Origin of the sequence: Herbaspirillum sp. VT-16-41 (assembly GCF_001994935.1) — a bacterium.
Classification (GTDB): Bacteria; Pseudomonadota; Gammaproteobacteria; order Burkholderiales; family Burkholderiaceae_D; genus Herbaspirillum; species Herbaspirillum frisingense.
Map to the genome: position 1 here is coordinate 1 of NZ_MUXB01000076.1, position 13,887 is coordinate 13,887.

Sequence of the window (13,887 nt, forward strand, 5' to 3'; positions counted from 1 at the left end):
GTAAATCGTTTCTTCATGCTGCCTCCGTATGGGGCAGACTCTACATCATTGCCGTACTAATCTCGGGGAGCAGGTCAAAACCACCATATAACTGGGTGCTATTTGCACTAATGTTTTCTATGTTTGCGACGCCGTTGGCAAACACAAAAGCAATAATGCACTTTATTCCGCATGATCAACTGAGACATAAACTGACCTTTTATGCGCTCATTTTTGCAGGATTTTCGTTCTCCTATGGCAGAACAGAAGCATTCAAGATTTTGGAGAATCCCGATGTGACTGTGGATGTAGTGATGTCTAAACTAGATGGACTATCAAAAAATCCATCCGATATTGCTTACCTCGGATACGTAGGTGATCGCTACTTTTTGTATGACCGGACAACGTCGCAAATCGTCATCGTCTTAGCAAGCTCAATTCCTAACCTCCATTTGGCTATAAAAAAATCTGCGTTTCTGCCATTTGATTGGTCAATGGAGGACAAAAAGGAACAGCCTAAGGGAGAAAAATCTGAGCAAAATAAATAATAAAAAGCCCCTGCTATGGGGCCTTTAAATTTCACTTTAAAACAAGACTGTCAATTATTTTTCGAATTCGCTTTTTAATATATCTAGGGAAGAGACTAACCTGACATTTAGATCCGATAACGAATATTTGGCATCAGCTTCTGGATAGGCCGTGGCAAATAAGGCAATAGTAAACATCCCGGCTTCTAAAGCAAACTTCGTCGCGTTTGCAGCGCTTAAGCCCCACGCATGAAGAATTATATTTTCGAGATGAACACCCCCATCAGCCAATTCTTTCTGGGCCATATTCGAATAGAGAGCTTGAGTATTCGGATGCGCCCCATAGTCAATTGCCGTTTGATGGAGAAACCTTGTCCATTCAGCTTGGCCAGCACTCAAAAGAGACGAAATATTAGAAACGCTAAATTCCCTTGACCAAGCCCTGAGCGCCGCACGCTCAGTTGGTTTGCTGTGCCATCTGGCAGTTGCCTCAGGAACCTTTGCCAAATAATAGCCGTATAGGGCAGCTTCTACACATGCCCTACCCACGGGATAAGTCGGCAATGCCTGCCCAGATAGAGCCAACCGCACAGCAGCTAAAAAGTGATTGTGAGCGGCAATAAATAGTAGATGAGAAGTCGCATTGGCGGAATACGCTAGGGACATTGAGTAGTCCGTACACATCCTAAGAGCAGTGGCGCAGTTAATAAACGCCTCCTGCCATCCTTTAAGATGAACATAACTTGCATACTCGTTTTGAATAGCATTGGCTTGGAAATCTGAAAGAATATCTGCGCCCCATCCAGGAGGCGGAGTAACTGTCGTCACGACATCTTCCTTTAAAAAGAGAAGTCAAAACGGCGCGTGGACACACCCTGAAGAACTAAATTGGCCTGTAGCTATCCACATAACCCCCAAGCCTTTGTTATACCAGAATTGAGCTGCATATAGCTGGCCGGACTCAGCAATGTAAAGGCTGTTCGAACAGCATCAATGGCACGCATATATGCCAGCGGCCATGCGGTGACTTCAGGCCTGGAATACCGCGAGAGCAAAAATAGAGCTTCTGATCAAGCGTGCGGGACGACATGTCCTTAGCGTAATATTTCGCAATGTAGGCTGCCGCTTATGTACACTTTCTTTTCCGAAGCCGAATTTAGCGGGATTGCGAATATCTACATTGCACATAAACGCCCGTTCTCATCGCGACCAACTACTTCGGCCCAGATTGAACGCAAGAGATGGTAACTTTGGCGACCATGCACGGCCACATGGAAATGGATCGCGCCGCGCTCTTGTTCTTCGATGACCGCAACGTGGAGAAATTGTTTGTATTTGCACATGCGGCGGCGGAATCTGTCCCAGTCTCTCAAGGCCCGTTCTCTGGCCGTCATGTTCTCACGGTAGGTCAGGGTGATCATACGATCCGCGCCGATGGTCTTGCAGGCTTGCCGTACCCTCTTCTTGGCCGCACGCCCTGCCGTTTCTTCGTTCCGCATGGCTTCTGCGATGTCCCGATACTGCCCGCGAAAATACAGCAATGGCTGTGCGCTTGCCGGCTTTTGCTGGTCCATGGCAAGCACCTCGCCGATGACGATGAGATGATCGCCGGCGACATGTTCAGCATGAATCTGACAATCCAGCCAGTGCAGACTGCCGGCAATGATGGGGTTGCCCAGGGGCGACGCCTGCCAATCCACCCCCTGCCACTTGTCTTGGCCACGGCGGGCGAACTGGCTGGAAAGATGCGCCTGATCGGCGGCCAGGATATTGACCGCAAAGCGCCCTGCCCGCCTGATCGCCGGATAGCTGGCCGAACTGGCCATGACGCTGAAAGACACCAGTGGCGGATTCACCGACACGCTGTAGAAAGACTGGCAAGTGAAGCCGATCGGCGAGGCGTCCACCAGCGAGGTGATCACCGTGATGCCGGAGGCGTAATGCCCGAGCGCGTCGCGAAAACGCGATGGGTCGATGCTTGTGCTGGTCAATGACATGATGGAACAGGAATGCGGCTTGGGATCGCAACTACCCAAATGGATATGAAAACTCAGCATCAGCCTGGACGGCGACCGCGCAGCGCTGGCGGCGCCCGTCCAAGCAGGTATGCCTACGCCTACCTGGCCAGTTCCTGGCGGATGATCTCCGCGCCGGCAGCAAGTGCATTGAGCTTGCCTCGGGCGACGTCGCGCGCCAGGGGGGCCATGCCGCAGTTGGTGCAAGGATAGAGCTTGTCGGCATCGACGAACTGCAGCGCCTTGCGCAGGGTGTCGGCGACCTCCTCCGGGGTTTCGATGGTATTGCTGGCCACATCGATGGCGCCGACCATTACCTTCTTGCCACGGATGAGTTCAATCAGGTCCATGGGAACGCGCGAATTGTGGCACTCCAGCGAGACGATATCGATGCCGGACTGTTGCAGCTTCGGGAATGCTTCCTCGTATTGCCGCCACTCGGAGCCCAGGGTCTTCTTCCAGTCGGTGTTGGCCTTGATACCGTAGCCGTAGCAGATATGGACGGCGGTTTCGCATTTCAGACCTTCGATGGCACGTTCCAGCGTGGCCACGCCCCAGTCGTTGACTTCGTCGAAGAAGACATTGAAGGCCGGCTCATCGAACTGGATGATGTCTACGCCGGCCGCTTCCAGCTCCCGGGCTTCCTGATTGAGGATCTTGGCGAATTCCCAGGCCAGTTTTTCGCGACTCTTGTAGTGGGCGTCATAGAGCGTGTCGATCATGGTCATGGGGCCGGGCAGCGCCCATTTGATGGTTTGCCCGGTCTGCTGGCGCAGGAACCTGGCGTCTTCCACGAAGACCGGCTTCTGGCGCGAGACGGCACCGACGACGGTGGGCACGCTGGCATCGTAGCGGTCGCGGATGCGCACGGTCTCGCGCTTCTCGAAATCGACCCCGTCCAGATGTTCGATGAAGGTCGTCACGAAATGCTGGCGCGTCTGTTCGCCATCACTGACGATATCGATGCCGGCATGGACCTGTTCCTGCAGGGACAGGCGCAAGGCATCGCGCTTGCCGTCACGCAGTTCTTCACCCTGCAGTTTCCAGGGCGACCAGAGCTTCTCGGGTTCGGCGAGCCAGGAAGGTTTCGGCAGGCTGCCGGCGGTGGAGGTGGGTAAGAGTTTTTTCACGTTGGATGACCTGTTCTGTTGTATGAATCCGTGCGGGTAATCAGTGGGCGTAATGGGCGGACCACTGCGCCAGTACCGCCTGGTAAGGCTTGATGAAGTGTTCCTCGGCAAACCTGCCCTGCTCCACCGCCAGCCGGCTGCGTTCTTCGCGGTCGTAGACGATGCGGGTCAGGGAATAATCCTGGTGCTTCAGGCTGGGCCGATAGGACTTGCCGGCAACCGAATTGGCGTTGTAGATCTCGGGCCGGTAGATCTTCTGGAAGGTCTCCATCGTGCTGATGGTGCTGATCAGTTCCAGGTTGGTGTAGTCGCCCAGCAGATCACCGGAGAAATAGAACGCCAGCGGTGCGGCGCTGTCGGGCGGCATGAAGTAGCGTACCTGCATGCCCATCTTGCCGAAGTATTCATCGGTCAGCGAATACTCGTCCTGCAGGTATTCCACGCCCAATACCGGGTGCCGGTTCTCGGTGCGCCGGTAGGTCCGGCTGCTGGAGACACTCAGGCAGATGACCGGCGGCTTGCCGAAATGCGCGCGGTACACGTCCGACTCGACGAAGGCCTTGAACAGCCGTCCATGCAGATCGCCAAAATCCTCGGGCGCGCTGAAGACAGGCTGGTTGCGGTTGCGCTCCAGCAGGACCACGCTGAAATCGTAATCGCGTACATAGGAGGAGAAGTTGTTGCCCACGATGCCGGCAGTGCGTTCGCCCGTCTGCTGATCGATGACCGTCGTCTGCAATATCTCGATCAAGGGAAGCGCCGGGCCGCTGCGCTCGCCGGCAATCTTCATCTCGACCGAGATGATCTCCAGCTCGACGTGATAGCGCTCGCCTGCCGGATTATCCCAGTGCGCCAGGGCATTGAAGCGGTTGTCGATCATGCGGAAGGTGTTGCGCAGGTTCTCCTGGCGACTTTCACCCCGGGCAAGATTGGCGAAGTTGGTGGTGATGCGCGTGTTCTCGGAAGGACGATAGTCCTCGTCGAAGCGGATGCTCTTGATGGCAAACGTAAATTCTTTGGTCATGGTGATTCAGCCTCTGGCCGTCCTGGTGATGACGATGTTCGAAGCGAATCTTAAGCGCAGTCATCCATGAAAAAAAGTGAAATGATCTCATTGTTCCATTAGATCGGCTCATATACCAACACAAGGGCCCTCACTGCAGCAGACCCGCAGCATGATAGGCATGCGGTTTCCAAGGAAGCACATGCGGAATGCTTCGTTCAGGCCAGCACAGCGCTTTGGTCTAATAGCGCAACGTTGCTGAACCAGCACTTCTTCACCCTCTCACCATGCGGCCGCGCAGCTTCAAGAGCCGGCGCGAACCGGCGCAGGGCGTACAGAAAGAAGCCCGGCCCGACCGCAACACCACACCGACAACAGGGGAAACCATGCTACACACCAGACTCCTGCGCTCCCTGCTGGGCGCAGCCACATTGCTCATCGCCGGCGCTGCTGCGACCGCTCCTGCGACGGCCGCCGCCCCCACACCGGGCGGGACTCTCACCACCATCATCCAGCCCGAACCGGTGATCCTGACCTCGGCCCTGAACACAGCCGCACCGACCGGCTTCTTCAGTGCCAACGTCTTCGATGGCCTGGTCGAATACGACAACGATTTCAAGTTGAAACCGGCCCTGGCCGAGCGCTGGGAGTTCTCCAAGGACGGCAAGACCCTGACCTTCTACCTGCGCCGTGGCGTCAAGTGGCACGACGGCAAGCCCTTCACCTCGGCCGACGTGAAATGGACCCTGGAAAACGTCTGGAGGAAGATCCATCCGCGCAACCAGATCCTCTACGGCAAGGTCACCTCTACCGATACGCCGGACGACTACACCGTGGTGATCCACTTCAGCGAGCCTTCGCTGGCCGTGCTCAGTTCGCTCAACAGCAATGGCGCCCAGGTCCTGCCCAAGCACTTGTACGAGGGGACCGACATCCTCAACAACCCCTACAACAACAAGCCCATCGGCACCGGCCCCTTCGTCTTCAAGGAATGGAGCCGTGGCAACTACATCACCCTGGAACGCAATCCGGAATACTGGGACAAGGGCAAGCCCTACCTGGACAAGATCGTCTTCAAGGTCGTGCCTGATGCCGGTGCCCGCGCTGCCGCGCTGGAAAAGGGTGAAGCCCAGTACGCCCCGTTCTCCCCGGTGCCGCTCAAGGATGCCGAGCGCCTGGCCAAGCTGCCCAGCCTGAAGCTGGAGACCCGCGGCTATGAATGGCTCTCGCCCTGGCTGTTCGTGGATATCAACCTCGACCGCCCCTACTTCAAGGACCTGCGCGTGCGCCAGGCCCTGGCCTATGCGATCGACCGCAATGCCTTCAACAAGGTGGTGTGGTACGGATTCGGCAAGCCGGCCGACAGCCCGGTGGTCTCCACCCTCAAGCAATTCCACACCAGCGATGTGCCGCAATACGGCTTCGACCCCAAGAAAGCCGAAGCCCTGCTGGATGAAGCCGGCCTCAAGCGCGGTGCCGACGGCACCCGCCTGAAGATCAACCTGGATTACCTGCCCTACGGCGATGACTTCAAGCGCAGCGGCGAATTCATCCGCAATTCCCTGAAGCGCGTGGGCATCGAGGTCAACGTGCGGGCGCAGGACACGCCGACCTACACCAAGCGTGTCTATGGCGACCGTGACTACGACCTGTCGGTGGTCTGGTTCGCCGGCTTTGCCGATCCGCTGGTCGGTGTCACCCGCGCCTACTGGAGCGATTCGGTCGGCAAGAACATCCCCTGGAGCAATGGTTCCGGCTACCGCAGCGCCGAGGCCGACAAGCTGATCTCGCAGGCCCAGGGTTCGGCCAGCCAGAGCGAACGCATCGCCCTGTTCAAGAAGCTGCAGCAGCAGGTGCAGACCGACCTGCCTTCGTTGCCGCTGCTGGAAATGCACTTCTTCACGGTGCAATCCTCCAACCTCAAGGATGCCGTGGCCGGCGTCGATCAGGTCTATGGATCGCTGAAGAACGCGTGGTTCGACAGCGGCGCCAAAGTGGCAGCCAATCCCGCCGCGCCACAACGCTAAGGACCGCGAATGAGCCTGAGCCTGGAGACCACGGCCTCCTCCGAGCCTTCCCAGCCTTCCCAGCACACCAAGCCGCCCCTGTCACGCGGGGGCAGGCTATGGCAGGCCACCGTGCGCCGCCTGTTGCAATTGCTGGCCGTGGTGCTGGGCGTGGCGGTGATCAATTTCTTCCTGCTGCGCCTGGCGCCGGGTGATGCCGCCCAGGTACTGGCGGGGGAAGCCGGTGCTGCCACTCCCGAATACCTGGCGACACTGCGCGCCCAGTTCGGGCTGGACCAGCCATTGCTGGTGCAGTTCGGCAAATACCTGCTGCATCTGCTGCAGTTCGACCTCGGTTATTCCTTCCGTCACGGCATGCCGGTGGCGCAATTGATTGGCGAGCGCGTACCGGCCACCTTGCTGTTGATGGGCGCCAGCATCCTGCTGGCCGTGGTGGGCGGGGTGGTGCTGGGTAGCCTGGCGGCCTACCGCGCCGGCAAGCTGGTCGACCTGCTGGTGTCCTTGCTGGCGCTGGTGTTCTTCGCCACGCCGCTGTTCTGGATCGGCCTGATGCTGGTGGTGGTCTTCTCGGTCTGGCTGGACTGGCTGCCGGTGGGCGGCATGATCACGGTCGAAGCCGGCTATACCGGTTTGGCCCACGTCCTGGACGTGGCACGCCACCTGGTGCTGCCGGCGCTGACGCTGGGCCTGTTCTACATGGCGGTCTATACGCGCCTCATGCGCGCCACCATGATCGAGGTGCGGCGCCAGGATTTCGTGCGCACCGCCGTGGCCAAGGGGGCGCCCGCGCATCGGGTGCTGGTGGTGCATGTGCTGCGCAATGCCTTGCTGCCGCTGGTCACCATGCTGGGCGTGCAGGCCAGCGCCATCGTCGGCGGCGCGGTGCTGGTGGAGACCGTGTTCTCCTGGCCCGGCCTGGGACGCCTGGCCTTCGAAGCGCTGTTCCAGCGCGACTTCAACCTGTTGCTGGGCATTCTGCTATGCAGTTCCACCGTGGTGGTGGTGGTCAACTGGATCGTCGATGCCCTCTATGTGCGGCTGGATCCACGCATCCGCCTGCAATGAAAAGACCGACATGAGCACCCTCACCCTCCCCCATCCTTATCCCTCTGCCGCGCGCGGCGTTCTTGCGCGCCTGCGGCGCTCGCCCTCGGCGCTGGCTGGCAGCCTGCTGTTGCTGCTGGTGCTGTTCATGGCGGCCTCGGCCGGCTGGCTGTTCCCCGGCGATCCGCTGGACATGGTGGCCGAACCCTTCCTGCGGCCTGGCGTGGACCTCGCCTATCCGCTGGGCAGCGACATGCTGGGGCGTGACCTGCTGGCCGGCATCTTCCACGGTGCGCGGGTGTCGCTGCTGATCGCCGCCGTCTCCACCGCCATCGCGTTGCTGCTGGGCGCGAGCGGCGGCCTGCTGGCCGGCTACTACGGTGGCTGGCTGGATGCGGCATTGATGCGGGTGACCGAGTTCTTCCAGACCATTCCTTCTTTCCTGTTTTCACTGGCCATCGTGGCGGTGATCCAGCCTACCGTGTGGACCATCGCCCTGGCCATCGGCGTGACCGCCTGGCCCAGCCTGGCGCGGCTGGTACGGGCCGAGGCCCTGAAACTGCGGCACGGCGAGATGGTGCGCGCCAGCATCGCCCTGGGTGCCAGCGATGCCCGCATCCTGTTGCGCGACATCCTGCCCAATGCCGCCACCCCGATCCTGGTATCGGCCTCGCTGATGGTGGCCAGCGCCATCCTCACCGAATCCAGCCTGGCCTTCCTCGGCCTGGGCGACCCCAATGCCGCCAGTTGGGGCAACATGGTCGGCGCCGGCCGCGAAGTGCTGCGCACCGACTGGTACATCACCACCATCCCGGGCCTGGCCATCGTCTTCACGGTGCTGGCCCTCAATCTCTTGGGCGACGGACTGGCCGATGTGCTCGATCCGCGCGAACGCAAATAGGACTTTTCCATGGCACGTGTCTCTACCCTGCTCTCTCACCAACTGCCGGCCGGCGAAGCCCGCCGCATCTTCGAAAAAGTCGAGAACGAATACGGCGCCTTCGGCAACATGCTGGGCGTGATGGCGCACAAGCCGGCCTCCATCGAACATCTCTACGGCCTGCTGCTGGGTTTCGCCGCCGAGGGCAATCTCTCGCGCCTGCATCTGGAAATCGTGCTGGTAACCGCATCGCGGGCCAACGAATGTACCTACTGCGTATCGCACCATGCCCCCAAGCTGCAGGCCGAACAGGTCAGCGCGGAGACGGTGGAGCGCATCCTGGAGCCCGACGTCCCCGGCCTGGGCCCGGTGGAACTGCTGGTGCGCGACTATGCCTTGGCCGTCACCCGGCAGCGCGTGGGTGATTCGCTGGTAGCGCGCCTGCGCGAGCATTTCGATGAATCCCAGATCGTCGAACTGACGCTGCGTGCAGCGCTGTGCGCCTTCTTTGCGCGCTTCAACGAAGCGCTGGACGTGCAACTGGAACCGCAATACCAGAGCGCCGTACTGGCTGCCTGAACCAAGGAAACCATGATGTCTTCCCTGCTGGAACTGCGCGACCTGAAGGTTGCCTTCGGCACGCACCAGGCCGTGCGTGGGCTGGACCTGTCGATTGCCGCTGGCGAAACGGTGGCCCTGGTCGGCGAGTCCGGCTGCGGCAAGTCCACCACGGCCCTGTCGATATTGCGCCTGCTGGATGGCTCGGCCAAGGTCAGCGGCCAGGTACTGTTCGAAGAGCGTGACCTGCTGCGCCTGCCGGAAGCGGAACTGGTCGCCCTGCGCGGCCAGGACATCGCCATGATCTTCCAGGAGCCGATGACCTCGCTCAATCCCGTGCTCTCCATCGGCCAGCAACTGGTGGAGGCGATCCGCCTGCACCAGCCGCTGGACGGCGCGGCTGCGCGGGCGCGCGCAGTGGAATTGCTGGCCCAGGTCCGCATCCCCGATCCCGCCAGGCGTATCGATGATTACCCCCACCAGCTCTCCGGTGGCCAGCGCCAGCGCGTCATGATCGCCATGGCCATCGCCAACCGTCCGCGCCTGCTGATTGCCGACGAGCCGACCACCGCGCTGGATGTGACGGTGCAGGCGCAGATCCTGGAACTGCTGGACCAATTGCGGCGCGAACTGGGCATGGCCGTGCTGCTCATCACCCATGACCTGGGCGTGGTGGAGCAATGGGCCGACCGCGTGGCCGTGATGTTCGCCGGCGAGAAGGTGGAAGAAGCCACGACCGCGCAACTCTTTGCCGCGCCCCGCCATGCCTATACGCAGGGCTTGCTGGGGGCGTCCTTGCGACTGGAGCAGGAACTGCACTACCGCCGGCAGCGTCTCCCCGAAATCCGCAATGACATCGACGCAGACGGCCAGTGGCGTTTCAGCCTGACCGATACGGCACTCAGGCAAGTGATCCCGCCGCTGGCAGCCGGCGCAGCGCCCCTGCTATCAGTACAGGACCTGCATGTGGATTACCTGACGCCCAAGGGCGGCGTGCATGCAGTGCGCGGTGTCAGCCTGGACATCGCCCCCGGCCAGACCGTGGGTCTGGTAGGCGAATCGGGTTGCGGCAAGTCCACCCTCTCGCGCAGCATCATCGGCCTGGAAGACAGCCGCAGCGGCCGTATCCTGCTGGACGGCCAGGACATCACCCGGCTGGACCGCAAGGCCCTGCGCCCCTTGCGCAGGCGGGTACAGATGGTGTTCCAGGACCCGTATGCCTCACTCAATCCGCGCCACAGCGTGCGCGACATTCTGGATACGGCCTTGCAGATCCATGAAGTCCGGGACCGCAACGAGCGCCAGCGGCGCGTCAGCCAGATCATCGATCTGGTCGGCCTGCCGCAGGCCGCCCTGGGCCGCTACGCCCACCAGTTTTCGGGCGGCCAGCGCCAGCGTATCGGGATCGCCCGGGCGCTGGTACTCAAGCCTGCGCTGGTGATCTGCGACGAACCGGTCTCGGCGCTGGACGTCTCGGTGCAGGCACAGATCCTGAACCTGCTGGTCGATCTGAAGCAGGAGTTCGGCCTGGCCTACCTGTTCATCTCGCACGATCTGTCGGTGGTGCGCTACATCGCCGACCGCGTACTGGTGATGCAAGGCGGGCGCATCGTCGAGGAAGGCGATCATCGTTCCATCTGGCAGGCACCGCAGCATCCCTATACCCGTACCTTGCTGGCGGCGGCACCAGGCAATGCCTATGCGCGTAGCGTCGCGGCACAGCCGGAGCGGCTCATCGCCTGAGCCGCACGCCAGCTTGCCGAGGCTGGCCGTCCTGCCGACTCGGCTCAGTAGAGACCGGCCTCGGTACGTTGTGGAAGTTCGCGGTCATAAGCCGTTCCATCGACCACGCCGCCGCTCAGACGGTGATGCATGGCGCCAGGAGAAGGCAGGCTGCTGCGCGCCACCTGGGCCGAGGCCGACCAGAGTTCCGAGCGTACGATGGCCTTGGAACAATGGAAGTAGGCACGCTCGATCTTTACCAGGATCACGCTGCTAGGCAGCTTGCCACGCATCTCGAAGCGGGCCAGCAAGGCCGGATCGGCCGAGATCGTGGCGCGACCATTGACGCGCAGAGTCTCGCCCACGCCCGGGATGATGAACAGCAAGGAGACGCGGGGATCGACGATGATGTTGCGCAGATTGTCGAGCCGGTTGTTGCCGGGGCGATCCGGCACGATCAGCGTACGCGAATCGATGATCTGCACGAATCCGGCAGGGTCACCCTTGGGTGAACAGTCCAGTCCCTCTGGTCCGACCGAGGCCAGCACGACGAAAGGCGAAGCACGCACGAAAGCCTGATAGTCCTCGTTGAGATGATCGATTTCCTTGACCAGCGCCCGTTCGCCGGGTTGGCCGTAGAGTGCCTCCAACTGATCCAGGCTGATGATGTCGTGCTTCACTGCGATCTCCCTCGTGGTCATAGTAAGGCGCCAGTATAGCGGCCAGGCCGTCAAGCCTGGCGCGCTGGACGATACGATTGCGCTGATGCCACCGGAGATACCCTTCGTCATAGTGAGAAAGTGATAGCAGCAGGCCTACACCACGACGATGTTGTCGATCACCCGCTCCACGCCGGGCGTATGCTGCGCTGCCCGGCAAGCTTCCTGTCGTTCGGCAAGCGAGCCAACCATGCCGGTAAGGGTGACGACCTTGTCGTTCACGCCCACATAGAGGGCCGTGGTCTGGATGTGCGCCCGCCGTTGCAAGGCTGTTTCGATGCTGTTCCTGATGTCACGCGGTGCGGCGCTGGCCTGCACCGTGATCAGGTTGCTGATGCCGATCAGGCCGAAGAGATTGCGGAGCGCCTGTTCGGCCGCTTCACGCTGGTGGTCGAAACGGACCTGGCCCGACAGGGTGATCCAGCCGTGCTCGACCTTGATCTGGATGCCTTCCTTCGGCAACAGCGCATTCCATTCGATGGCGTGGCGGGCTGCAGCGGCAATCTCGCTGTCCGTCCTCTGGCTGGCGCCGGGCAGGTGTACGTCGATCTCCACGGCCAGCCCCTTGACGCCACCCACACGCAAGGCGGCACGTTCGGCCGCATACTTTTGGGCGTAGCTGTCGAGATGCCCGGTCAGCGTTACGATCCCGCTGACCACCTCCACGCCGATGCGGTTGTCGTCGAAGGCACTATCCCAGGCCAGTTCGTCCATGACTTCCTGCCGCAATTGATGGTCGCTTTTCATCGCCCTGCTCCCTTGAGAAGTTGCTTTTCAGCCGGCCTTGCTCCTGGCGACCTTGTTCGTGGCCTTGAGTGTTGGCTTGCCGTCAGCGGCTGCACTGTTGGTGCCGGAGGTGGCATTGTCCAGATAGGCGGCATATTGGCCGTTCAAGCCCATCATCCGCTGTTGCGTGGCGTGATTCAGCCTGGCAGTGAGTTCGGCCAGCCACTCGACCAGCTGTCCGGCAAAGACGGCGCTTTCCTGCATCTCACTGCGCCAGCGTTCAGCCATCATCGAGGCCGCTTCCACCGGGGTTCTTGCTTCCACGCATTGCTTGGCCAGCAGGATTGCATTGCCGCTTTCGCGGCGCAGGAAACTGGTATCCAGGTCGTAGAGCTTGCTCATGCTTGCGAGGGTGGTGGCGCCGAGTTCGACACTGGCCTCGATCTGGTGGCTGGCGTAGCCCAGCCAGAAGTCGGCGTAGTTGTCCGTGTTGGGGAGGCGCATGGGATTTCCTTTCCAGAATCTGGCAATGCCTGATCGAGAACGCCAGAGGTCATTGCCTGCCTTTCCAGCGTCGCTTGGCGTGGCCTGGGCTGGATCAGCCGGCACAGGCGTCCATAATGTTCAGCAAGTCTGATCCTTATATGAAGATTCTGCGCCAGCCATTAGGTGCAAAACTGATGCAAGTCAAGTTCTCGTGCTGACCCGACAAGGCCTCGCTGGCTGGCCTTGACTTACATCAGTAGGCCGGGCCAGGCCCTGGCGCACAGTTGCGCCATGCAATCCCGGTCAATTGGCATCGGGTGCAGTTCATGGAGTGAGCCATGCGACAGATTTCCCCCACCCAATGGGTCCGGCTTGGCAGCCTGCTGGACGACGCCGAACATTCACTACGCCAGCGCATGCAGGCAGCGGACCTCACCGACGACGAAGGTCTGGAGCGGGCGACCACCGCGCAGGTGATGTCGGACCAGGAGTTGCATGAATTGCAGGACATCAGCCAGGCGCGATCGCGCATGCAGGAGGGCAGCTATGGACTGTGCGTAGATTGCGGGGCCGATATCGCGGTCGAGCGTCTGCTGGCCTATCCCACCGCCAAGCGTTGTCTGGCCTGCCAGCAACTGCATGAACGTAGCCACCCCAGGGCCGCCTGATGAACACGCACGCACAAGCCCGGCCACGGCCTCCGAAGACGGCTGTCATGCCTACGCCGACCGAGCGCCTGGACGCGCAGGTGCATGCGGCTCTGGCCCGCTCCAGCGGCTCGCTGTCGCTGGCGTCGGGATTGCTGGCCGCCATCGACTGGGCCGCGCACCTGGCGGTTTCCCCCGGCAAACGCCTTGAGTTGATGTGCCTGGCCCTGCAGCAGGCCAACCGCCTGCTACATTACATGGGCAGTGCCCACGCCCAGGCTGCCGACCTGCCGGTCGCGGACCGCCGCTTTGCCGCACCGGACTGGCAGCGCTGGCCCTACAACCTGTGGCACCAGGGCTTCCTGCTGACCGAACAATGGTGGAATGCTGCCACGCGGGACGTCTGGGGTGTCGAAAAACATCA

The 13,887-nt window shown here is 60.9% G+C and carries 15 protein-coding genes; 8 read left to right on the forward strand and 7 right to left on the reverse strand.

Translation table 11 applies throughout. The features are described 5' to 3' along the window. Positions 1-527, forward strand: a 527-nt coding sequence (locus BTM36_RS28265) for a hypothetical protein (protein ID WP_168189744.1), incomplete at its 5' end; no start/stop codon positions are given. Between the two features lie 54 nt (positions 528-581). Here the strand turns inward: BTM36_RS28265 and BTM36_RS27665 are convergent. The 4 genes from BTM36_RS27665 to BTM36_RS04765 form a co-directional block, all read right to left on the reverse strand. Next, positions 582-1,334, reverse strand: coding sequence for a hypothetical protein (locus BTM36_RS27665; protein ID WP_139347073.1), 753 nt, complete (start codon positions 1,332-1,334; stop codon positions 582-584). A 347-nt stretch (positions 1,335-1,681) separates the two neighbouring features. Continuing rightward, the gene (locus BTM36_RS28925) at positions 1,682-2,503 is read right to left on the reverse strand and encodes a flavin reductase family protein (RefSeq protein ID WP_254426921.1); all 822 of its coding nucleotides are present in this window, start codon (positions 2,501-2,503) and stop codon (positions 1,682-1,684) included. A 119-nt stretch (positions 2,504-2,622) separates the two neighbouring features. Beyond that, entirely contained in the window at positions 2,623-3,651 is a 1,029-nt protein-coding gene (locus tag BTM36_RS04760; protein WP_006462159.1) for a methionine synthase, read from the reverse strand. Positions 3,652-3,691: 40 nt separating this feature from the next. After that, positions 3,692-4,675, reverse strand: coding sequence for a DUF1852 domain-containing protein (locus BTM36_RS04765; protein WP_077235393.1), 984 nt, complete (start codon positions 4,673-4,675; stop codon positions 3,692-3,694). A gap of 365 nt (positions 4,676-5,040) precedes the next feature. On the opposite strand from BTM36_RS04765, the gene BTM36_RS04770 reads away from it, so the two are divergent. Genes BTM36_RS04770 through BTM36_RS04790 form a run of 5 tightly spaced genes read left to right on the forward strand, consistent with a single transcriptional unit; the run spans position 5,041 to position 10,906 of the window. After that, positions 5,041-6,681 carry an ABC transporter substrate-binding protein gene (locus BTM36_RS04770; protein ID WP_077235401.1) on the forward strand — a complete coding sequence of 547 codons (1,641 nt, stop codon included), beginning with the start codon at positions 5,041-5,043 and terminating at the stop codon, positions 6,679-6,681. Positions 6,682-6,690: 9 nt separating this feature from the next. After that, complete coding sequence (locus tag BTM36_RS04775; RefSeq protein WP_254426922.1) at positions 6,691-7,746, forward strand: ABC transporter permease; 1,056 nt, start codon at positions 6,691-6,693, stop codon at positions 7,744-7,746. 10 nt (positions 7,747-7,756) lie between these two features. Then, the gene (locus BTM36_RS04780; protein ID WP_077235394.1) at positions 7,757-8,626 is read left to right on the forward strand and encodes an ABC transporter permease; all 870 of its coding nucleotides are present in this window, start codon (positions 7,757-7,759) and stop codon (positions 8,624-8,626) included. Between the two features lie 9 nt (positions 8,627-8,635). Continuing rightward, positions 8,636-9,184: a carboxymuconolactone decarboxylase family protein gene (locus BTM36_RS04785; protein ID WP_077235395.1), complete on the forward strand. Its 549-nt coding sequence runs from the start codon at positions 8,636-8,638 to the stop codon at positions 9,182-9,184. 15 nt (positions 9,185-9,199) lie between these two features. After that, positions 9,200-10,906: an ABC transporter ATP-binding protein gene (locus tag BTM36_RS04790; RefSeq protein ID WP_077235396.1), complete on the forward strand. Its 1,707-nt coding sequence runs from the start codon at positions 9,200-9,202 to the stop codon at positions 10,904-10,906. A 44-nt stretch (positions 10,907-10,950) separates the two neighbouring features. On the opposite strand, the gene BTM36_RS04795 is transcribed toward BTM36_RS04790, so the two are convergent. The 3 genes from BTM36_RS04795 to BTM36_RS04805 all read right to left on the reverse strand — a co-directional run bounded on the left by BTM36_RS04795 (position 10,951) and on the right by BTM36_RS04805 (position 12,834). After that, positions 10,951-11,565, reverse strand: coding sequence for a pyridoxamine 5'-phosphate oxidase family protein (locus BTM36_RS04795; RefSeq protein WP_254426923.1), 615 nt, complete (start codon positions 11,563-11,565; stop codon positions 10,951-10,953). A gap of 135 nt (positions 11,566-11,700) precedes the next feature. Beyond that, positions 11,701-12,351: a BON domain-containing protein gene (locus BTM36_RS04800; RefSeq protein WP_077235398.1), complete on the reverse strand. Its 651-nt coding sequence runs from the start codon at positions 12,349-12,351 to the stop codon at positions 11,701-11,703. Between the two features lie 27 nt (positions 12,352-12,378). After that, positions 12,379-12,834 (reverse strand): hypothetical protein, encoded by a 456-nt coding sequence (locus BTM36_RS04805; protein WP_077235399.1) that lies wholly within the window; start codon positions 12,832-12,834, stop codon positions 12,379-12,381. A 320-nt stretch (positions 12,835-13,154) separates the two neighbouring features. Between BTM36_RS04805 and BTM36_RS04810 the strand changes: the two genes are divergently transcribed. Together BTM36_RS04810 and BTM36_RS04815 are read left to right on the forward strand one after the other, a co-directional pair. Continuing rightward, complete coding sequence (locus tag BTM36_RS04810) at positions 13,155-13,484, forward strand: TraR/DksA family transcriptional regulator (RefSeq protein WP_077235400.1); 330 nt, start codon at positions 13,155-13,157, stop codon at positions 13,482-13,484. Between the two features lie 47 nt (positions 13,485-13,531). Beyond that, the coding region (locus BTM36_RS04815) for a poly-beta-hydroxybutyrate polymerase N-terminal domain-containing protein (protein WP_254426924.1) at positions 13,532-13,887 on the forward strand (356 nt) is incomplete at its 3' end.

Coding starts and splice junctions, on each gene's coding strand:
- BTM36_RS04775 (WP_254426922.1), top strand. CDS start 6,691: ATGAGCCTGAGCCTGGAGACCACGGCCTCCTCCGAGCCTTCCCAGCCT.
- BTM36_RS04810 (WP_077235400.1), top strand. CDS start 13,155: ATGCGACAGATTTCCCCCACCCAATGGGTCCGGCTTGGCAGCCTGCTG.
- BTM36_RS04805 (WP_077235399.1), bottom strand. CDS start 12,834: ATGCGCCTCCCCAACACGGACAACTACGCCGACTTCTGGCTGGGCTAC.
- BTM36_RS04790 (WP_077235396.1), top strand. CDS start 9,200: ATGTCTTCCCTGCTGGAACTGCGCGACCTGAAGGTTGCCTTCGGCACG.
- BTM36_RS04765 (WP_077235393.1), bottom strand. CDS start 4,675: ATGACCAAAGAATTTACGTTTGCCATCAAGAGCATCCGCTTCGACGAG.
- BTM36_RS28925 (WP_254426921.1), bottom strand. CDS start 2,503: ATGTCATTGACCAGCACAAGCATCGACCCATCGCGTTTTCGCGACGCG.
- BTM36_RS04785 (WP_077235395.1), top strand. CDS start 8,636: ATGGCACGTGTCTCTACCCTGCTCTCTCACCAACTGCCGGCCGGCGAA.
- BTM36_RS04780 (WP_077235394.1), top strand. CDS start 7,757: ATGAGCACCCTCACCCTCCCCCATCCTTATCCCTCTGCCGCGCGCGGC.
- BTM36_RS04800 (WP_077235398.1), bottom strand. CDS start 12,351: ATGAAAAGCGACCATCAATTGCGGCAGGAAGTCATGGACGAACTGGCC.
- BTM36_RS04770 (WP_077235401.1), top strand. CDS start 5,041: ATGCTACACACCAGACTCCTGCGCTCCCTGCTGGGCGCAGCCACATTG.